This is a genomic window from Arthrobacter sp. BE255 (assembly GCF_031457335.1).
Classification (GTDB): Bacteria; Actinomycetota; Actinomycetes; order Actinomycetales; family Micrococcaceae; genus Arthrobacter.
In genome coordinates, this window is sequence record NZ_JAVDWK010000008.1 from 129,535 (window position 1) to 148,185 (window position 18,651).

Here is an 18,651-nt window from a genome sequence, read left to right on the forward strand (position 1 = left end):
CTGGCTCACATCCGGAAAAGGCCGAAGGAGGTCTCCGGCAGCGGGGTGCGGGAGACGACGTCGAGCGCCAGTCCCAGGACGGTGCGGGTGTCCGCGGGGTCGATGACGCCGTCGTCCCAGAGGCGGGCGGTGGAGTAGTACGGGCTGCCCTGGTCCTCGTACTGCTGTTTGATCGGGGCTTTGAAGGCTTCCTCGTCCTCGGCGGACCATTCCTCGCCGCGGGCCTCGTACTGGTCCCGCTTCACGGTGGCGAGCACGCTGGAGGCCTGGTTTCCGCCCATGACGGAGATCCGGGACGCCGGCCACATCCACAAAAAGCGCGGTGAGTAGGCCCGGCCGCACATGGAGTAGTTCCCCGCACCGAAGGACCCGCCGATGACAACTGTCAGTTTGGGCACGCGCGCCGTTGCCACCGCGGTGACCATCTTGGCGCCGTTCTTGGCTATGCCGCCCTGCTCTGAATCCTTGCCCACCATGAACCCGGAAATGTTCTGCAGGAAGACCAGGGGGATTCCGCGCTGGTCGCAGAGCTCGATGAAGTGCGCGCCTTTGAGCGAGGACTCACTGAAGAGCACCCCGTTGTTGGCCACGATCCCCACCGGATGCCCGTGGAGCCTGGCGAAGCCGGTGACCAGGGTGGTGCCGTATTCCTTCTTGAACTCGTGGAACCTGCTGCCGTCCACCAGCCTGGCGATGACCTCGTGGACGTCGTACTGCGCATTGACGTCAGTGGGCACCGCGCCGTACAGCCCGGCCGGGTCCGCAACGGGTTCGACGGCGGTATCCACGTCCCACGCGGGGGCAGCCGGCCTGGGCAGGGTGGCCACGATGTCACGGATGATCTGCAGGGCGTGTTCGTCGTTCTCGGCCAGATGGTCGGTGACACCGGAAATCCGTGAGTGGACCTCGCCGCCGCCCAGTTCCTCCGCAGTGACGATCTCGCCGATGGCGGCCTTCACCAGCGGCGGACCGCCCAGGAAGATGGTGCCCTGGTTCCTAACGATCACCGTCTCATCGCTCATGGCCGGGACGTAGGCGCCGCCGGCGGTGCAGGAGCCCATGACGGAGGCGATCTGCGGGATTTTGGCCGCGGACAGCCTGGCCTGGTTGTAGAAGATCCGACCGAAGTGCTCCTTGTCCGGGAAGACCTCATCCTGCTTCGGCAGGAAGGCCCCGCCCGAGTCCACCAGGTAGATGCACGGCAGCCGGTTCTCCAGGGCGATTTCCTGGGCGCGGAGGTGCTTCTTCACCGTCATCGGGTAATACGTGCCGCCCTTAACCGTGGCGTCGTTGGAAATCACCAGGACCTGGCGGCCGTGGACCAGTCCAATGCCCGCGATAACGCCGGCGCCGGGCGATTCGTTGTTGTACATCCCGTTGGCCGCCAACGGGGCGATCTCCAGGAACGGGCTGCCGTCATCCAGCAGCTGGTCGATGCGTTCACGCGGGAGCAGCTTGCCGCGGGCCACGTGGCGTTCGCGCGATTTTTCCGGCCCGCCCAGCGCGGCCTCAGCCAGCCTGGACCTGAGTTCGGCGGCGAGCGCGGACTGGGCCCGGCTGTTGGCCGCGAACGCATCACTCGCTGCGTCAAGCCGGCTGGCGAGGGTCTCCATCGACTGGTCCGTTCCTGTTCTGTTGGTACCTCGTATTGCGAGCCGTAAAGCTCAACTCGGTTAGTGTCTTATAACTGAGATTAGGTTAGTCTCAATTAACTGTGATGTCCAACACATGGGGCCGTTGCTAGAATTTGGTGGTCCGAGGAGGAAATGTGCCCACTACCCGACCGGTACGGCCAACCGAACAGACCCAGCCGATGCCGCCCGCCCAGGCCGGTCCGGCAACCAACGGCTCCGCTTCAGCCAACGGGGGGCCCGCAGCCCAGGCTGCGCCGGGGACCCAGCGCAGCCAGGCAAAGGAGTTGCGGCGCCAGGCGTTGCTGGCGGCCGCAGCCTCGCTGTTCGCCAAGAACGGTTTTAACCGGGTGTCCCTGGAGGACCTGGGTGCGGCGGCCGGCGTCAGCGGCCCGGCCGTTTACCGCCATTTCCCGGGCAAGCAGGCCGTCCTGGGCGATCTGTTGCTCACCGTCAGCCGGGAACTGCTGGACGGCGGATTGAAGGTGCTGGCCGAAACCACGGATCCGCTCGCGGCACTGCGCCGGCTGGTGTCGTTCCAGGTGGATTTTGCCTTGGGCAAGCCTGATGTGATCCGGGTGCAGGACCGGGACTTCAGCAACCTCACCGAGAAGGACCAGGCCGAGGTGCGGACGCTGCAGCGGAACTACGTGGAACTCTGGGTGGATGTCCTCGCCCGGCTGCACCCGGAAACCGATGCTGCCGAACTGCGGATGCGGGCCCATGCCACCTTTGGCCTGATCAACTCGACGCCGCACTCAGTGCGCAGCCATGGCCGCAAAATTGCCGCCAGGTCGGCGCGCCCCCTGCTGGAAGGCATGGCGCTGGCGGCGCTGACCGTGGACGTTTCCCGGGCTCCATAGCCGCAGTAGCTCCGGTGGCAGCGGCAAAGGCGGCCTTGGACCGCTTAACCGCTGCGGGCCAGCAACGGTTAAGCGGTCCAGGGCCGCCCCTGTGGAAGAAACCGGTCGACCTTCGCTCTTCGCCCGGGGGTCACCGGCTGCCTTAAACCATCGTCAGCACCATGCCGGGTTCGGCCAGGATCGCGCCGACGTCGGCCAGGAACCGCGAGCCCTGTTCCCCATCCACGAGGCGGTGGTCAAAGGACAGGCTCAATGTCATGACCTGGCGCAGGGCCACCTCCCCCTGGAACTCCCACGGCATGTTCCGGACCGCCCCCACCGCCAGGATCGCAGCCTCGCCGGGATTCAGGATCGGCGTACCGGCGTCGATGCCGAACACCCCGATGTTGGTGATGGAGATCGTGCCGCCGGACAGCTCGGCCGGCGTGGTCTTGCCCGAACGCGCCGACTCGGTCAGCCCCGTCAGGGCTTCGGAGAGCCCCATCAGTGTGAGGGCATCCGCGTCCTTGATGTTGGGTACCGTGAGTCCCCGGGGCGTCGCTGCCGCGATGCCCAGGTTGACGTAGTTGAACTGGACAATCTCCTGGTTGTTTTCGTCCCAGCGGGAGTTCAGGGACGGGTTCCGCCGGAGCGCAATGAGGACAGCCTTCGCCACAATGGTCAGCGGCGTGAGTTTGTACCCGGCAAAAGCGCGGTTGGCCTTCAGCCGGGCGAGCAGGTCCATCGTTGGGGTGACGTCCACGGTCAGGAATTCGGTCACATGCGGAGCGGTGAAGGCGCTGGCAACCATGGCCGCCGCCGTGAACTTGCGGACCCCCTTGATGGGCGTCCGCGTCTCGCGCTGGCCGCCTCCAGAGGGTTCGTCCTGCCGGCCTTCAGGCACTGCCGAAAGGTGGTGTGCGGCGGCCGGGAGGTCGCCGCCTCCCACGAAGTTGCGGACGTCGTCGCGGCTGATCAGGCCGCCGGGGCCGGTGCCGGCCACCGCTGCGAGGTCGACGCCCAGGTCCTTGGCGAGTTTCCGGACGGGAGGGGTGGAGCGGGGGCGTTCGGCGGGCCGGGTTTCGGCGCTCCGGGTTTCCGGAGGGCTGGTTTCGCTCCCCTGCCGCTCGCTGGGCTCAACGGCCGGCGCCTCAACCACCGTCAGGTTGCGGGCGCGCCGGGCCGGGCGGCCGGAACTTTCGACGACGGCGCCGTACCCCACGAGGTTCGGTTCCCTCTTGCCTGCGCCCACCGCCGCCGTGGCAGCGGCGGGCGCCGCTGATGGCCCTGCGGCGCCGTCGTCGGGCACCTCGAAGGAGACGATCGGTTTGCCTACTTCCACCACAGTGCCGGGCTGCTCGTGCAGCGCAGTGATGACGCCGGCGAACGGTGACGGCAGTTCCACCACGGCCTTGGCGGTTTCGACCTCGGCAATGACCTGGTTGAGGCTGACGGTGTCCCCCACCGCGACTTTCCAGCTGAGGATTTCGGACTCTGTCAGTCCTTCGCCGAGGTCCGGGAGCCTGAATTCCTTGATCATGGTTGCGCTCATCCTTCCAGCCCGCTCAGGGAGTTCGGCCGGCCCAGGGCACGGTCGACGCCGTCGAGGATTCTGTCCAGCCCGGGCAGATGGTGCATTTCGAGTTTGGAATACGGGTACGGAATATCGAACCCGGTGATCCTGACGGGAGCGGCTTCAAGGTGGTAGAAGCACCGCTCGGTGATGCTGGCGGCGATCTCCGCACCGAGCCCGCCGGACTGCCCGGCCTCATGGGTGACAACCAGCCGGCCGGTCTTCCGCACGGAGGCTTCCACAGTGGCGTAGTCAACGGGCGCCAGCGAGCGCAGGTCGATGACCTCGATGGACACTCCCTCATCCGACGCAGCGGTGGCGGCATCGCGCGCCGTCTTGACCAGCGGTCCGTACGCCACGAGCGTCACATCGGTGCCCTCGGCCACCACCCGGGCCCGGTCCATGGGCAAGGCGGCGGACAGCTCCACGGCCTCGTCCACTTCGCCTTTGTCGTGGTAGCGGCGTTTGGGTTCGAAGTACAGGACGGGGTCGTCGCTGGCGATGGCCTGCTGGATGACGGTGTAAGCGTCCTGCGGGCTGGATACGGCCACCACGCGGAGCCCGGACGTGTGGGTGAAGTAGGCCTCGGGTGATTCCGAGTGGTGTTCCGGTGAGCCGATGCCGCCGCCGAAGGGGACGCGGACGGTGATGGGCATCTTTACGGCGCCCTGGGTCCGGTAGTGCAGCTTGGCCACCTGGCTCACGATCTGGTCGAAGGCCGGGTAGATGAAGCCGTCGAACTGGATCTCCACCACGGGACGGTAGCCGCGGTAGGCCAGTCCAACGGCGGTGCCCATGATGGCTGATTCGGCCAGTGGCGTGTCCACTACGCGGTGTGTGCCGAAGTCTTTCTGCAGGCCGTCGGTGACTCGGAAGACGCCGCCAAGTGTTCCAATGTCCTCTCCCATGAGGATGACTTTGGGGTCGTTCTCAAGGGATTTGCGCAAGCCGGCGTTGATGGCGCGGGCAAAGGTCATCTGGGTCATCAGCGTGCCCCTTCGGGTGAGTTGGCTCCGGCGGGATCACCGAAGGAAGCCAGGTATCGGGAGTAGTGGTCCTGCTGCCGGTCCAGCCAGGAATTGGGTGCGCTGTAGACGTGCTTGAAGATGTCCAGCGGTTCCGGGTCCGGCATGTTGGTGCAGCCTGCACGCATCTCGCGTGCCACGGCGTCGGCCTTGTCCTGCACGTGCTGCTGCAGGTTTTCCGTCAGGAGCCCCTTGCGCTCCAGGAGTGACTTGACCCTGGCGATGGGATCCTTGGCGGCCCAGTCCTCCAGTTCGTTGGCGTCGCGGTACCGGGTGGGGTCATCCGCGGTAGTGTGCGGTCCCATGCGGTAGGTGACGGCTTCGATGAAGGTCGGTCCGCCGCCGCGCCGGGCCCGGTCCAGGGCCACGCGGGTGGCTGCCATGACCGCGAGGACGTCGTTCCCGTCAACCCTGAGGCTGGGGATGCCAAAGCCGGTGGCCCGGTCCGCCAGCTGGATGTGGGACTGCAGCCGGACCGGTTCCGAGATGGCCCAGTGGTTGTTCTGGCAGAAGAAGACCACGGGAGCCTGGAAGCTCGCGGCGAACACCATGGCCTCGTTGACGTCGCCTTCGCTCGTGGCACCGTCGCCGAAGAACGTGACCGCAGCCGAGTCGGCGCCGTCGTTCTGGATCCCCATGGCGTACCCGGTGGCGTGCAGTGTCTGCGCGCCGATGATGATCTGCGGGGTGGCCATATTGATGGAGTACGGATCCCAGCCTGACGAGGCGTTGCCGCGCCATACCCGGACGATGTCCGTCAGGTCAACGCCGCGGCAGTAGGCCACGCCGTTCTCGCGGTAGCTGGAGAACACGAAGTCGTCCTCGCGCAGCGCCCTGCCGGCCCCGACCTGGGACGCTTCCTGCCCCAGCAGGGGCGGCCAGAGGGCCAGCTCGCCCTGCCGCTGGAGCGCGGTTGCCTCGACGTCGATGCGCCGGACCACTGCCATGTCCTCATAGAGGGAGCACAGCTGCTCATCGCTGATGTCCTGTACCCAGGGATCGAATTCCGGATGGCTGATCCGCTCCCCTGCGGGGGTGATCAGCTGGACCAGGTACCGGCCTGAGCCATGGATTCCTGCACTGTTGCCCGGGCCTTCGGCGCTTGTTCCGCCATGGCCCGCTTCGTCTGTAGACACGATCGCCCCGCAACCCTCTCACGTCGTTTGACCGGCACTTAGGGACTTGTGGTCCTGCCGCCGTCCGGCCTCCCGGGCGCCGTTGCCCCGGATATTTGTGACCCTACTCACAATGCTCAATGGGTACAACCACCGCCAAGAAAACTGAGCACAATGCCCTGTTTGGGAGCCTCAGACCGTGCTACCGTTGCGCATTATGCAAGCTTTGGATGGCACTGACACCCGACTGCTTTCCGCCATGGCGCGGGACCCCCGCCGCACAGTGGTGGCGCTTGCCCAGAAGCTGGGCCTGTCGCGCAACACCGTCCAGGCGCGGATGGCCCAATTGGAGAAAAAGCACGTTTTCCTGTCCTTCGAGCGGCGGATCAATCCCGTGTCGCTGGGCTACCCGCTGATGGCCTTTATCTCCGTCCACGTGCAGCAGCAAAAGCTGGGCCAGCTGGCCCATGACCTGGCCAGCGTCCCGGAAATCCTTGAGGGGTACGGCCTGACCGGCTCAGCGGACCTGCTGCTGCGGGTAGTGGCTCTGGACGCCGAGGACCTGTTCCGGATCAACGGAAAGATCCTGGCCTGCGACGGAGTGGAGCGCACGGACACCGCCCTGGCGATGGGTGAGCTGATCCCGTTCCGCATCCAGCCGCTGCTGGAGCGGGGCCCGGCCGACGCCTAGGACCCTGGTCCCGGCTATACCCCGGGTCCTGGCGGATGCCGGAGCGGGGCAGGCAGGGTTATAGGCTGGTCCAAGTTGAATTGAATGGATGCCGGTCTGCGGGTCCCAGCAACGAGGCAGTCCCAGAGCACGCTGCCGGAAAGGCTCCATCTTGAGCAATCCTCAGGAACCGTACCAGCCGCGCCCTGCCGACGCCGGCGCGCAGCAGCCGCCTGCGCCGCCCCGCCAGCCGCCGGCGCAGCCGTACGGGCCGCCCCAGGGCGACGGGCGCGGTCAGTACGCGGCGCCCCAGTACGGAACTCCCCCGGGTGCCTCCCATCCTTCCGGCGGTCCGTATGCGCAGGGCGGACAGCACCCTCAGTCCGGACAGTACCCGGGACAGGACGGCGCGCCTGGCCAATACCCCGATCCGTCGCCCTTCGGCCTGCCGGGCCAGCCGCCCGCCAAGGACCGGAAGAAGCTGTGGACCATCCTCGGCATCGCCGGCGGTGTCGTGCTGCTGGCAGTGGTCGGGATCATTGTCCTCTTCAATGTCTTCGGCGGTGCCACCAACCAGGCCCGCGGACTCGCGGACGGGTTTACGAAGCTGGTGATCGCGGGCGAATCCTCCAAGGCCTACGACGACTACCTTGACCCCGCACTCCAGGAACAACTGCCGAAGGAGGACTTCATCGCCGGCGTCAAGAGCCTGGAGATGAACGATACTTGCAAGCCCGCGTACAACGACGTGAAGGTCGCATCGGACAACGGCATCAACTCTGCCGACATAGCGGGCGTCATCACCTGCGACGGCCAGCAGATTGACCTGGCCTATCGCTTCGAAGGCACGGACAAGCTCAAGATGACCAACATCAAACTCCGGCCGAAGACGTAACCCTTCGGCCAAAAGTGAAGAGCACCCTTGCCGGACGGCAGGGGTGCTCTTCCCTTTTGGGTGATGCCGGTGTGTGCCGGGGTTAGTGGTCCACGGCCTTCTCCGCACCTACGCCAGTGAGGGACCGCACTTCCATTTCCGCCTGCTTGGAGCTGTCTTCACGCTTCTTGTCCAGGACAGTGCCGAGCCAGCCCAGCAGGAATGCCAGCGGAATGGACACGATGCCCGGGTTGCTCAGCGGGAACAGCGCGAAGTTGGCGTCCTTGATCATGGAGGTGGCTCCGCCGGAAACCACCGGCGAGAAGACGATCAGGATGATGGCCGAGCCCAGTCCGCCGTACATGCTCCAGACCGCGCCCTGCGTGGTGAACCGCCGCCAGAACAGCGAGTAGACGATGGTGGGGAGGTTCGCCGACGCAGCGACAGCGAATGCGAGCGCCACGAGGAAGGCCACGTTCTGGCCGTTGGCGAAGATGCCGCCCAGGATGGCCATGACGCCGATGACCACAACCGTGCGCCGTGCCACCTTGACCTCAGTGTCGGCGTCGGCCTTGCCCTTGGAGATGACGCTGGCGTAGATGTCGTGGGCGAAGGATGCTGCGGCCGTAATGGTCAGCCCGGCCACCACCGCAAGGATGGTGGCGAACGCCACCGCGGAGATAAAGCCCAGGAGCAGCGGTCCGCCGAGGTGGAAGGCCAGCAGCGGGGCTGCGGAATTAACGCCGCCCGGAGCAGCCTTGATCGTTTCGGCTCCCACCAGCGCTGCAGCACCGTAACCCAGGACCAGGGTGAACAGATAGAACAGGCCGATCAGCCCGATGGACCACACCACGGACTTGCGGGCCTCCTTGGCGGTCGGAACCGTATAGAAGCGCATCAGCACGTGGGGAAGGGCGGCCGTTCCCAGGACCAGGGCGAGGGCCAGCGACATGAAGTCCAGCTTGGACGTCTCGGTCTTGCCGTACTGCAGGCCGGGGTTGAGCATGCTCGGGTTGCCCGAGGCTTCCACAGCGCCGCCCAGCAGGTCGGAGAGGTTGAAGCCGTAGATGGCCAGTACCCAGAAGGTCATCACTGCCGCGCCGGCGATCAGCAGGATCGCCTTGATGATCTGGACCCAGGTAGTGCCCTTCATGCCGCCGATCAGTACGTAGGTGATCATCAGGACGCCGACGACGATGATCACCAGCGCCTGTCCGCTCCAGTCGCTGATGCCCAGCAGCAGTGAGATGAGGCTGCCGGCTCCGGCCATCTGCGCAAGGAGATAGAAGAAGCAGACCGCCAGCGTGGAAATGGCCGCCGCGATCCGGACCGGGCGCTGCTTCAGCCTGAACGAAAGGACGTCGGCCATGGTGAACTTTCCGGTATTCCGGAGCAGTTCAGCCACCAGCAGCAGGGCAACCAGCCAGGCCACGAGGAAGCCGATCGAGTACATAAAGCCGTCGTAGCCGTTGATGGCGATGGCACCGGTGATGCCCAGGAACGAGGCGGCCGACAGGTAGTCGCCGGCGATGGCCGTTCCGTTCTGGGAGCCGGTGAAGGACCGGCCCGCTGCGTAGTAGTCCGCCGCGGTCTTGTTGTTCCGGCTGGCGCGCAACACGATCACCATGGTGACGGCGACAAACAGGCCGAAGATCCCCATGTTGAGCAGGGTGGTTTCCTTGAGGTCGGCGACGTCAACCGCCGTGGCAATCCCGATCATTTGGCCACCCCGGTCACGACATTGCCGTCCTTATCAAATTCATGGCCTTCGATTTCGTTGCGGATTTCCGCGGCTATTGGGTCCAGCCGGCGGTTGGAGTAGCTGACATACCAGCCGGTGATGGCGAACGTCGTGATGAACTGCAGCAGGCCCAGGATCAGGCCGATGTTGATGTTGCCCCATACCTTGGTGGACATAAAGCCGACCGCGTAGTCGGCCAGCAGGACGTACGCGAAATACCACAGCAGAAAAGCGACAGCCATGGGGAAAACAAAACTGCGGTGGCGTTTGCGCAGTTCCTGGAACCGCTCTGTCGACTGGACCTGTTCGAAGTCCACGGACGCTGTAGCGTCCGGAGTCCGGGCATCGTTACCCATCGTTCCTCCTCATTGAGTCTTGCCTGGTTCACGTTGTCGGGACCCGCACGCAGGATGCCGCCGCTGTGACTGCAATCACTCTGCGCCGTGGCAGGGGCACATTCCATAGCCCCGGCGGGAACGCTCGCTCAACGGTCGCGATGCTGCGGCAAGCGGCACCCACCGCTACGCTGGGCACCATGCCGGACTCCCCTCTCCTGACCGCCGCGGCAGTTGCGGTGATCGTGTTGGCGATCGCCGTCGTCGTCGGCGTGGGATTTAAGCTGCTGCGCTCCTTCCGTGAGCTGGGCACCGATGCCGAGCGCGCCACCTACAACACGCTCCACGCCGCGTCCCGTGCAGGCCAGCACCTGCGCACCGGACTTAATCCGGCGGGTGCCGCGAAGGCGAGCAAGCAACTGAGGAGCCTGTTGGGCTGTCATGCGCTGGCGATCACCGATACGGCCGGCGTGCTCGCCTGGGACGGCGCAGCCGAGGAACTGAAACCCCGCTTGATGGACCTGGCTGCAGACGTCCTGATCGGCGGCCGGACCGCTGTGCTCCAGGCGCGGGACCTGGCAGCGGACCCTGCCACCGGCAACCTCGCCGCCGTCATCGCGCCGGTGCGCGCCGGCTCCCGGGTGGTGGGCGTTGTGGCGGCATTCGCCCCGACGGCGGGCGCCGGCCTCGTCCGGGCCACCAGCGAGGTGGCGGACTGGGTGGCTGTCCAGGTGGAACTGGCCGAGCTGGATGCCTCCCGGACGCTGCTGATGGAAGCCGAAGTCCGGGCCCTGCGGGCGCAGATCAGCCCGCACTTCATCTACAACTCGCTCAACGCCATCGCCTCGTTCATCATTACCGACCCGGAGCGGGCCCGCGAACTGGTGGTGGAGTTCGCCGACTTCACCCGGTACTCCTTCCGCCGCCACGGCGACTTCACCACCCTGGCCGAGGAGCTCCGCTGCATTGACAGGTACCTCCTGCTGGAGAAGGCGCGCTTCGGCGAACGCGTCCAGGTCAGCCTCCGGATAGCACCGGAAGTCCTGGGCACAGTCATCCCGTTCCTGAGCCTGCAGCCCTTGGTCGAGAACGCGGTGCGGCACGGGCTTGAGGCCAAGGAAGGCCCCGGCCATATCAGCATCACCGCCAACGATTCGGGCGCCTTTGCGGAAGTGACCATCGAGGACGACGGCGTGGGCATGGACCCTGCCCAGCTCCAGTCGATGCTGGCCGGCCACACCGACGGCGACCATGTGGGGCTGCGCAACGTGGACGCCCGGCTGCGCCAGGTCTACGGTGACGACCACGGCCTGGTGATCGAGACGGCCCCCGGCGAAGGAACGCTGATCACGATGCGCGTGCCCAAGTCCCAGCCGGGCCACGACGCCTGAGCCACGCATGCCGATTCCAGCCGCCTCCGGCGGATAATGTAGGACCATGATTAATGTCCTCGTCGCCGACGACGAGTTACCGGCAGTGGAGGAACTGGCGTACCTCCTGGGCCGGGACGACCGGATCGGCACCATCCACCGCGCCACCTCCGGGTCTGAAGCGCTGAGGACCCTCACCACGGAATCGGTGGACGCCGTATTCCTGGACATCCACATGCCGGCGGTGTCCGGCCTGGACATTGCCCGGGCCATCGCCCGCAGCAGCCACCCGCCGGCGGTGGTGTTTGTCACCGCCGACGAGGACTGCGCACTGGAGGCCTTCGAGCTTGCCGCGGTGGACTACCTGCTGAAGCCGGTCCGCGCCGAACGGCTCTCCCGTTCCGTGGGACGCATCAGCGAACTGCTGCGCGACGGCGGCGGCCCGGCACCGGAAATGATCACCGTGGACCAGGGCGGCACCACCCGCATGATCAGGCGCGACGACGTCACCTACGTCCAGGCCCAGGGAGACTACGCGCGGCTCCACACGGCGGATGCCAGCTACCTCATCCGGGTGCCCCTGGCCGACCTCGAGCAGCAGTGGGCGGAAGCCGGATTCATCCGCACCCACCGGTCCTACCTGGTGGCCCTGAAGCATGTGGCCTCCATGAAGCTGGCCGCGGACGGACCGAGCGTCACGGTTGCCGGGGCCAACCTCCCGATCAGCCGCCGGCACCTGCCCACCGTCCGGGAGAAGCTGGAAGCCACCCGCATCCGGCCGCAGCCATGACCCGCGTCCGGGTCACCGCGCCGCTCTCCGCCGCCAGGCCGGCCACGCAGTCGCGGGAGGCAGCCGTGGAATCAGAGGTGGGCCAGCTTTTTGTCAGGTCGCTGATCCGGACCCAGCTGCGGCTGGCGCTCGTCGTGGCCTGCGGATTCCTGCTGATCCTGTGCGCGTTCCCGCTGCTGCTGGCCGCCGTGCCCGGCCTGGCTGAGACCCGGGTGGCCGGCATCCCCTTCGAGTGGCTGCTGCTGGGCGCGGGCATCTACCCTGTGACCGGCCTCAGCGCCTGGCTGTACATCCGCACGGCCGCGCGCAACGAGGCCCGGTACCGCGACCTCGCCGAGGACAAGTGATCTTCCGGTGAATCCTGCCGTCGGGCTGGTGGCCCTCGTTGTGGTGTCCGTCGCCACCGCGGTGATTGGTTTCTACGGTCTCAGGATTTCCCGCACCACCGGGGATTTCTATGTCGCCTCGCGGACCGTCCGGCCGTGGTGGAACGCCTCAGCCATCGGCGGCGAGTACCTGTCCGCGGCAAGCTTCCTGGGCGTGGCCGGTCTCATCCTGCTCTCCGGAACGGACGCGCTGTGGTTCCCGGTGGGGTATACGGCCGGGTACCTGATGCTGCTGCTTTTTGTGGCAGCCCCGCTGCGCCGGTCCGGCGCGTACACGATCCCGGACTTCACCGAGGCGCGGCTGGACTCGCGGGCAGTCCGCCGGGTGACCAGCGTGGTGGTGGTTGTGGTGGGCTGGCTGTATATCGTGCCGCAGCTCCACGGTGCGGCCCTGACCATCCGGATCACCACCGGGCTTCCCGCCTGGGTGGGGTCCGTCGCGGTTGTCGTCGTGGTGTGCCTGACGGTAGTGGCCGGCGGGATGCGTTCCATCACGTTTGTGCAGGCTTTCCAGTACTGGCTCAAGCTCACTGCCCTTGCCGTGCCCGTCCTGTTCATCGTGTTCGCCCTCGCCGGAAACGGGAGTGCCGCCGTCGCCCCTGCCGCCGTCAACCCCACCGGCCTGGCCCCTGCCGGGCCATACCAGAACATCTCCCTGCTCGTGGCGCTGCTCTTCGGCACCCTGGGTTTGCCGCACGTCCTGGTCCGCTTCTATACCAATCCGGACGGGCAGTCTGCGCGGCGCACCACCCTGATCGTGCTCGGGCTGCTCTCCGTGTTCTACCTCTTTCCGACCGCGTACGGGCTGATGGGCCGGATGTTCGCCCCGGAGCTCGCCCGCTCCGGACAGGCAGACGCGGTGGTCCTTCTCCTGCCGGGGCGGCTGATCGGCGGCACAGCCGGGGACCTGCTCTCGGCGCTGGTGGTGGCCGGCGCCTTTGCCGCGTTCCTGTCCACCACGTCCGGTCTGGTGGTTTCGCTGGCGGGCGTGATCAGCCAGGACGTCCTGGGCGGCAGTGTGCGCGGCTTCCGGCTGGCCGCCGTTATCTCGGCGGTGGTCCCGCTGGGCTTCGCGTTCACCACCGACTCCCTTGCCCTGGCCGGCAGCGTGGGCCTGGTCTTCGCCTTCACCGCGTCCACGGTCTGCCCTGTCCTGCTGCTGGGCATCTGGTGGCGCGGACTCACTGACACAGGCGCCATCGCCGGGATGGTGACGGGCGGCGTCCTCTGCGGCGGTGCCATGGTGTCCGGCACCGTGCTCGGGGCCGCGGGCACCCCCTTCTGGCTGGCGCAGCCGGCCGCGTGGACGGTCCCCGCAGCGTTCGCCGTGATGGTGCTCGTTTCGCGCGCCACCAGGCAGCGGATTCCGCAGACCATGGCGCGGGTGATGACCCGGCTGCATACCCCCGAACGGCCGTTGGCCACTGAACGCTGAACGCCGGGCTCCCCTCGCGCCGGAACCAACCAGGGTGGACAATTACGGCATGTCCACGCAGGACGAACGTGCAGCCGGCGAACCCGAAAGTGTCCCCGCGTCGGTCCGGGCTCAGTTGCTCGCCACCGAGCACTGGAGCCTGCTGGCTTCCCGGAGCACCACACAGGCTGAAGTGCTGACACGGATCAGCATGTTCCTGATGTTCACCTCGGCCAGCCTGGTGAGCCTGGCGCTCGTGGGCCAGGCCACCAGGTTTTCAGAGATGTTTGTGATGCTGGCGATGGTGGTCCTGTCCACGGATCTGCTGATCGGCCTCCTCACGCAGGTCCGCGTCCTGAATGTGGCCATGGAGGACCTGATGTACGTGCTGGCCATGAACCGCCTCAGGGCAGCGTACGTTGACTTGGATCCCGGCATGGCCAAGTACATGCTGGCTGGTACGCACGACGACCAGCCCGGCATGGACCGGACCTATTACTTCCTCAAGGGCCGGAGCACGTGGAGCCACGTTGCGGGAAGCAGCGCGGTCTTCATCATCATGGCAAACACGGCCCTGACGGCGATCCTGCTCGGCACATCCATCATGCTGCTGGGCTGGCCGGCGCCGGCGGCGGTCCTGGCGGGGGCGGTCTGCGGACTCGTCTTTGCCGGTGCCTCGATGTTCTACGGCTACCGGCAGTACCGCGACGTGTGGCCGGACTTCACACCGTTGTCACCTACTCCTCGAGGCCCGGACTGAGGTGCATCAGCCGGGACGGGATCAGTCGATGGCTGCCATCAGTTCAACCACACGGTCCAGGAAGGCATCCACCTGGTTTTCCTCGTAGCCGTCCTTGCCGACGGCCGGACGGAACACGGCCCGCCGGACGTTGTCCACGCTGAGCGGCTTGTCCTCCTCGAGGTAACCCAGCAGGTCGTAGCAAAGGTTGTCCACGTCCAGGGTGTTGTAGCTCCGGGCTTTTTTCTTGGACGGCCGACGGAACCGCTCGCCGTCGGGCCTATGCAGCCGGCCGCGGAGGATCCCGGACAGTTTCCCGATTTCGCGCAGCCAGGCCTCTTCCCCGCTGGCGGCAATCAGTTCATCCCGCTCACGGCGGGCGAAGGCATCTTCAAGCCTGTCCAGGGCTGCGTCAACCACCGCAGCGGAATACCCGCCCTTGACCGGGTCGAAGGACACGGCACGGACATCCCCGCTGTTGATGACGTGGGTGGCGGCCTTCGGTGTTTCCAGGGACACGCGCGCCCGCTGGAGGAACTGGTCCACCTGTTTGGCGTTGTACCCGTATTCGCCGCGCGGCACGCGCTCAAAGGACGCGGGAATGTGCCGATGAATGTCCACTGCCACTATGTTTCCTTCAATGCTGTTCAGCCGGATCGGTTGGCACCAGTCTATTGGCGCGGCGGAGCCGGCGGGGTTTTCCGGTGTTGGTTTCCGGTCAGGCGCCTGCAACCAAAACGTACATGACAAAGGCTGCGGGACAGGCGAAAACGATGGAATCGAGCCGGTCCATTACGCCGCCGTGCCCGGGCAGGATGCTGCTCATGTCCTTGATGCCGAGTTCACGCTTGACCATGGATTCGGCGAGGTCGCCCGCCGTCGAGGCGGCGACCACGCCGACAGCGAGGACCACACCGACCCACCACGGTTTGTCCAGCAGGAAGATGCTGGCCAGGATGCCGATCAGCATCGCGCCCGCGATGGAACCGGCGAACCCTTCCCAGGACTTCTTCGGGCTGATCTTCGGGGCCATGGGATGCTTGCCCAACGATGCCCCTACGAGGTACCCAAAGGTGTCGTTGGAGACCACCAGCAGGAGCATGACGGCCACCTGCCAGGCGCCGTGCGGCACAGTACCGCCCGGCCAGAGGCCCAGGGGTGTGACGCCCCCGGAGGCGTGCAGCGGCAGAGCCGCGAAGCTGATGAAGAACGGCACCCAGCCGAGGGTGAAGACTCCGGCGAAGATGCTGTTGGCCGAGCCCGCCGCGCTTTCAACCGACCGCCACAGCAGCACGGCAACACAGCTCAGGAGCAGGGCAAAGAGCAGGCTTTCCAGTCCGCCGAAATAGGCGACAAAGGGCATGGCCACGGTCCCGGTCATGACCGGGACAATTGGCAGCCTGGTGCCGTTGGCTTCGAGGGCCCGGAAGATCTCCCAGACTCCGAAGATGGCGAAGGTGGTGGTGACCGCCACGAACGCCAGCGGGAGGAAGAGCAGGCCGCCCAGGACGGCAAACAGCATGGCCAGCCCTACGGCGGTGGCCGCGGGCAGGTTCCGCCCGGCTTTCGGCGTGGGGTTGGCCCGGGGCTGCCTGCCCTTCATGCGCGCCCGTTGTGCGGGGGCCTGCTCTGCCTGGCTCATCAGACTTCGAGCAGCTCTGCTTCCTTGCGCTTGAGCAGCTCATCGATGCCGTCCACGTGGGCCTTGGTCAGGGCGTCGAGTTCCTTCTCGGCACGGGTGCCTTCATCCTCGCCGGCCTCGCCTTCCTTGACCAGCTTGTCCAGGGTTTCCTTGGCCTTGCGGCGGATGTTGCGGATGGACACCTTGGCGTCCTCGCCCTTGGTCTTGACGATCTTGACGTATTCCTTGCGGCGTTCCTGGGTCAGGTCCGGGATGGTGATCCGGATGACGTTTCCGTCGTTGGACGGGTTGGCGCCCACCTCGGAGTCACTGAGCGCGCGTTCGATGTCGCGAAGGGCGGTTTTGTCGAACGGGGTGATGAGGATGGTCCGCGCGTCCGGGATCGCGAAGGAGGCGAGCTGCTGTAGCGGCGTGGGTGAGCCGTAGTAGTCCACCAGGACCTTGTTGTAGAGGCCCGGGTTTGCCCGGCCGGTGCGGATCGAGGCGAAGTCTTCCTTGGCTACCTCTACTGCCTTGTCCATTTTCTCTTCGGCTTCGAGCAAGGTTTCTTCGATCACGGTCTCTCCTCAGAAATCAGTGCAGTCCGGAGGCCGGTTTCCTGCACAATTTTGGTTCAGTGTTGCTGGTTCCATCGCTGGTCCCGCCAGCGGGGATGGATCTGTCCTGAAAACATCCTAGCTGTTGCTAGGCGGTCACCAGGGTGCCCAGCTTTTCCCCGAGGATGGCGCGGGTGACGTTGCCCTCGCCTTCCATGCCGAAGACCACCATGGAGAGGTTGTTGTCTTTGCACATGGTCATTGCGGTCTGGTCCATGACGCGGATGTCGCGGCGCAGGGCGTCGTCGTAGCTCAGTGTCTCCAGGCGTTCGGCTGAGGGGTCCTTCTTGGGATCGGCGGTGTACACGGCATCCACGCCGCTCTTGGCCATCAGCACAACGTCAGCGTGCACTTCCAGGGCCCGCTGTGCGGCGACGGTGTCTGTGGAGAAGTACGGGAGTCCGGCGCCGGCTCCGAAAATGACCACGCGGCCCTTTTCCATGTGCCTGATGGCGCGGCGGGGAATGTAGGCCTCTGCCACCTGGCCCATGGTAATGGCGCTCTGGACGCGCGTCTCCACGCCGGCCTGCTCCAGGAAGTCCTGCAGCGCGAGGCAGTTCATGACAGTGCCGAGCATGCCCATGTAGTCCGCACGTGAGCGGTCCATGCCGCTCTGGGACAGTTCGGCGCCACGGAAGAAATTACCGCCGCCGACGACGATGGCCACTTCCACGTCCGGGACCGCCGCCGCGATCTGCTTGGCGACGTCGCGGACGGTTTCGGGGTCAACGCCCAGCTTTCCGCCGCCGAAGACCTCACCTGAAAGCTTCAGGAGAACGCGGCGCCTGCTCTTCTCCGACTGGTTGGACGATTTGACGGCTTCCATGGGTGCCTTCCCGTTCGTGAACTCTGAAAAAGGTTATCGTGCCGGGCGGCCAAAGGTCTCATCGACGGCTGGCCCGGCGCATGCAAAAGGGGCGGCCACCGAAGTGGCCACCCCTTTGCAGGTGCGACTAGGAGCCGACGCGGAAACGCGTGAAGGCAGTAGCCTTGACGCCGGCCTCTTCGAGGACCTGCGCCACGGACTTCTTGGCGTCCTTGGCGAATGACTGGTCAACGAGGACCTCGCCCTTGTAGAAGCCCGTCACGCGGCCTTCCACAATCTTGGTGAGGGCAGCTTCCGGCTTGCCTTCAGCCTTGGCGGTCTCTTCGGCGATGCGGCGCTCGGACTCAACCAGCTCGGACGGAACGTCTTCGCGGGTCAGGTAGTTCGGTGCCATGGCTGCAACGTGGACGGCAACGTCGTGTGCGGCGGTGGTGGCGGCTTCGCCTTCACCGTCGACAGCGAACAGCACGCCGACCTGGGCCGGGAGGTCCTTGGAGGTCTTGTGCAGGTAAGCGTCAACCGTTGCACCCTCGATGCGGGAGATGCGGCGGACAACAACCTTTTCGCCCAGGACTGCGCCTTCTTCGACGACAACCTCGGAGAGCGGCTTGCCGTCAACGTCGGTGGCGAGGAGGGTGTCGAGGTCGGCTGCGCCGGACTCCACAGCCACGGCCAGGACCTTGTCGGCGAGCTGGATGAACTTGTCAGCCTTGGCTACGAAGTCGGTCTCGCAGTTGACCTCGATCATCACGCCGACGCCGTTGGTGACCTTTGCGGCCACCAGGCCTTCGGCGGTGGAGCGGCCTTCACGCTTGGTCGCGCCCTTGAGGCCCTTGATGCGGATGATTTCGATGGCCTTCTCAGCGTCACCGTTGGCTTCGTCAAGAGCCTTCTTGACATCCATCATGCCGGCGCCGGTGCGCTCGCGCAGAGCCTTGATATCAGCGGCAGTGTAGTTCGCCATGTGAACCCCTCTGTCTAGAAAATGTATGTGGTGTACGGACCGACAGGACAGCAGCCCACGTAGTGAGCCGCCGTCCTGTCAGCAGTTCCGGTGCTGCTGGCAGCGCCGGTATTCCGGA

General features: G+C 66.0%; 19 protein-coding genes. 8 read left to right on the top strand and 11 right to left on the bottom strand.

All coding sequences use genetic code 11. The features are described 5' to 3' along the window. Positions 1–5: 5 nt before the first annotated feature. Positions 6–1,613: a carboxyl transferase domain-containing protein gene (locus tag J2X42_RS14785; protein ID WP_310166386.1), complete on the bottom strand. Its 1,608-nt coding sequence runs from the start codon at positions 1,611–1,613 to the stop codon at positions 6–8. Between the two features lie 200 nt (positions 1,614–1,813). On the opposite strand from J2X42_RS14785, the gene J2X42_RS14790 reads away from it, so the two are divergent. Further along, complete coding sequence (locus tag J2X42_RS14790; RefSeq protein ID WP_396134086.1) at positions 1,814–2,494, top strand: TetR/AcrR family transcriptional regulator; 681 nt, start codon at positions 1,814–1,816, stop codon at positions 2,492–2,494. 142 nt (positions 2,495–2,636) lie between these two features. Here J2X42_RS14790 and J2X42_RS14795 read toward each other — a convergent pair whose 3' ends face one another. The 3 genes from J2X42_RS14795 to pdhA are packed head-to-tail and all read right to left on the bottom strand — an operon-like array spanning position 2,637 to position 6,207. Then, entirely contained in the window at positions 2,637–4,013 is a 1,377-nt protein-coding gene (locus J2X42_RS14795) for a dihydrolipoamide acetyltransferase family protein (RefSeq protein WP_310166389.1), read from the bottom strand. An 8-nt stretch (positions 4,014–4,021) separates the two neighbouring features. Continuing rightward, positions 4,022–5,032, bottom strand: a complete 1,011-nt coding sequence (locus J2X42_RS14800) for an alpha-ketoacid dehydrogenase subunit beta (RefSeq protein ID WP_310166391.1) — start codon at positions 5,030–5,032, stop codon at positions 4,022–4,024. After that, the gene (pdhA, locus tag J2X42_RS14805; RefSeq protein ID WP_310166392.1) at positions 5,032–6,207 is read right to left on the bottom strand and encodes a pyruvate dehydrogenase (acetyl-transferring) E1 component subunit alpha; all 1,176 of its coding nucleotides are present in this window, start codon (positions 6,205–6,207) and stop codon (positions 5,032–5,034) included. The genes J2X42_RS14800 and pdhA overlap by 1 nt, the downstream gene beginning before the upstream one ends. 196 nt (positions 6,208–6,403) lie before the next feature. On the opposite strand from pdhA, the gene J2X42_RS14810 reads away from it, so the two are divergent. Further along, on the top strand, positions 6,404–6,877 hold the full coding sequence (locus J2X42_RS14810; protein ID WP_066286063.1) for an Lrp/AsnC family transcriptional regulator: 474 nt from the start codon (positions 6,404–6,406) through the stop codon (positions 6,875–6,877). 151 nt (positions 6,878–7,028) lie between these two features. Beyond that, positions 7,029–7,751, top strand: coding sequence for a hypothetical protein (locus tag J2X42_RS14815; protein WP_310166394.1), 723 nt, complete (start codon positions 7,029–7,031; stop codon positions 7,749–7,751). An 82-nt stretch (positions 7,752–7,833) separates the two neighbouring features. Here the strand turns inward: J2X42_RS14815 and J2X42_RS14820 are convergent, their stop codons facing one another. Then, complete coding sequence (locus J2X42_RS14820; protein ID WP_310166396.1) at positions 7,834–9,450, bottom strand: cation acetate symporter; 1,617 nt, start codon at positions 9,448–9,450, stop codon at positions 7,834–7,836. Further along, entirely contained in the window at positions 9,447–9,827 is a 381-nt protein-coding gene (locus tag J2X42_RS14825; RefSeq protein WP_310166398.1) for a DUF485 domain-containing protein, read from the bottom strand. The genes J2X42_RS14820 and J2X42_RS14825 overlap by 4 nt, the downstream gene beginning before the upstream one ends. A gap of 179 nt (positions 9,828–10,006) precedes the next feature. Here J2X42_RS14825 and J2X42_RS14830 point away from each other — a divergent pair, with 179 nt between their 5' ends. The 5 genes from J2X42_RS14830 to J2X42_RS14850 are packed head-to-tail and all read left to right on the top strand — an operon-like array spanning position 10,007 to position 14,526. Continuing rightward, a complete protein-coding gene (locus J2X42_RS14830) occupies positions 10,007–11,197 on the top strand; it encodes a histidine kinase (RefSeq protein ID WP_310166400.1) in 1,191 nt (396 codons plus the stop codon). Between the two features lie 46 nt (positions 11,198–11,243). Then, on the top strand, positions 11,244–11,966 hold the full coding sequence (locus J2X42_RS14835) for a LytTR family DNA-binding domain-containing protein (RefSeq protein WP_310166401.1): 723 nt from the start codon (positions 11,244–11,246) through the stop codon (positions 11,964–11,966). Next, positions 11,963–12,313 carry a DUF485 domain-containing protein gene (locus tag J2X42_RS14840; protein WP_310166402.1) on the top strand — a complete coding sequence of 117 codons (351 nt, stop codon included), beginning with the start codon at positions 11,963–11,965 and terminating at the stop codon, positions 12,311–12,313. Before J2X42_RS14835 ends, J2X42_RS14840 begins: the two co-directional genes overlap by 4 nt. Positions 12,314–12,320: 7 nt before the next feature. Continuing rightward, the gene (locus J2X42_RS14845) at positions 12,321–13,787 is read left to right on the top strand and encodes a cation acetate symporter (RefSeq protein ID WP_310166403.1); all 1,467 of its coding nucleotides are present in this window, start codon (positions 12,321–12,323) and stop codon (positions 13,785–13,787) included. 49 nt (positions 13,788–13,836) lie between these two features. After that, on the top strand, positions 13,837–14,526 hold the full coding sequence (locus tag J2X42_RS14850; protein WP_310166404.1) for a hypothetical protein: 690 nt from the start codon (positions 13,837–13,839) through the stop codon (positions 14,524–14,526). A 21-nt stretch (positions 14,527–14,547) separates the two neighbouring features. Here J2X42_RS14850 and J2X42_RS14855 read toward each other — a convergent pair whose 3' ends face one another. The 5 genes from J2X42_RS14855 to tsf form a co-directional block, all read right to left on the bottom strand. Then, entirely contained in the window at positions 14,548–15,132 is a 585-nt protein-coding gene (locus tag J2X42_RS14855) for a DivIVA domain-containing protein (protein ID WP_310166405.1), read from the bottom strand. A gap of 91 nt (positions 15,133–15,223) precedes the next feature. Beyond that, complete coding sequence (locus J2X42_RS14860) at positions 15,224–16,147, bottom strand: phosphatidate cytidylyltransferase (RefSeq protein WP_310166406.1); 924 nt, start codon at positions 16,145–16,147, stop codon at positions 15,224–15,226. Next, the gene (frr, locus tag J2X42_RS14865) at positions 16,147–16,704 is read right to left on the bottom strand and encodes a ribosome recycling factor (RefSeq protein ID WP_310166408.1); all 558 of its coding nucleotides are present in this window, start codon (positions 16,702–16,704) and stop codon (positions 16,147–16,149) included. Before frr ends, J2X42_RS14860 begins: the two co-directional genes overlap by 1 nt. Positions 16,705–16,831: 127 nt before the next feature. Beyond that, complete coding sequence (gene pyrH, locus J2X42_RS14870; RefSeq protein WP_310166410.1) at positions 16,832–17,569, bottom strand: UMP kinase; 738 nt, start codon at positions 17,567–17,569, stop codon at positions 16,832–16,834. Between the two features lie 127 nt (positions 17,570–17,696). Further along, positions 17,697–18,533 carry a translation elongation factor Ts gene (tsf, locus tag J2X42_RS14875; protein ID WP_131132525.1) on the bottom strand — a complete coding sequence of 279 codons (837 nt, stop codon included), beginning with the start codon at positions 18,531–18,533 and terminating at the stop codon, positions 17,697–17,699. Positions 18,534–18,651: the final 118 nt, after the last annotated feature.

Excerpts from the sequence above, each read along its gene's own strand:
- J2X42_RS14800 (WP_310166391.1), bottom strand. The coding sequence starts at position 5,032 with ATGACCCAGATGACCTTTGCCCGCGCCATCAACGCCGGCTTGCGCAAA.
- J2X42_RS14810 (WP_066286063.1), top strand. The coding sequence starts at position 6,404 with ATGCAAGCTTTGGATGGCACTGACACCCGACTGCTTTCCGCCATGGCG.
- J2X42_RS14785 (WP_310166386.1), bottom strand. The coding sequence starts at position 1,613 with ATGGAGACCCTCGCCAGCCGGCTTGACGCAGCGAGTGATGCGTTCGCG.
- J2X42_RS14795 (WP_310166389.1), bottom strand. The coding sequence starts at position 4,013 with ATGATCAAGGAATTCAGGCTCCCGGACCTCGGCGAAGGACTGACAGAG.
- J2X42_RS14835 (WP_310166401.1), top strand. The coding sequence starts at position 11,244 with ATGATTAATGTCCTCGTCGCCGACGACGAGTTACCGGCAGTGGAGGAA.
- J2X42_RS14825 (WP_310166398.1), bottom strand. The coding sequence starts at position 9,827 with ATGGGTAACGATGCCCGGACTCCGGACGCTACAGCGTCCGTGGACTTC.
- J2X42_RS14840 (WP_310166402.1), top strand. The coding sequence starts at position 11,963 with ATGACCCGCGTCCGGGTCACCGCGCCGCTCTCCGCCGCCAGGCCGGCC.
- tsf (WP_131132525.1), bottom strand. The coding sequence starts at position 18,533 with ATGGCGAACTACACTGCCGCTGATATCAAGGCTCTGCGCGAGCGCACC.
- J2X42_RS14790 (WP_396134086.1), top strand. The coding sequence starts at position 1,814 with ATGCCGCCCGCCCAGGCCGGTCCGGCAACCAACGGCTCCGCTTCAGCC.
- J2X42_RS14830 (WP_310166400.1), top strand. The coding sequence starts at position 10,007 with ATGCCGGACTCCCCTCTCCTGACCGCCGCGGCAGTTGCGGTGATCGTG.
- J2X42_RS14860 (WP_310166406.1), bottom strand. The coding sequence starts at position 16,147 with ATGAGCCAGGCAGAGCAGGCCCCCGCACAACGGGCGCGCATGAAGGGC.
- J2X42_RS14820 (WP_310166396.1), bottom strand. The coding sequence starts at position 9,450 with ATGATCGGGATTGCCACGGCGGTTGACGTCGCCGACCTCAAGGAAACC.
- J2X42_RS14850 (WP_310166404.1), top strand. The coding sequence starts at position 13,837 with ATGTCCACGCAGGACGAACGTGCAGCCGGCGAACCCGAAAGTGTCCCC.
- pyrH (WP_310166410.1), bottom strand. The coding sequence starts at position 17,569 with ATGGAAGCCGTCAAATCGTCCAACCAGTCGGAGAAGAGCAGGCGCCGC.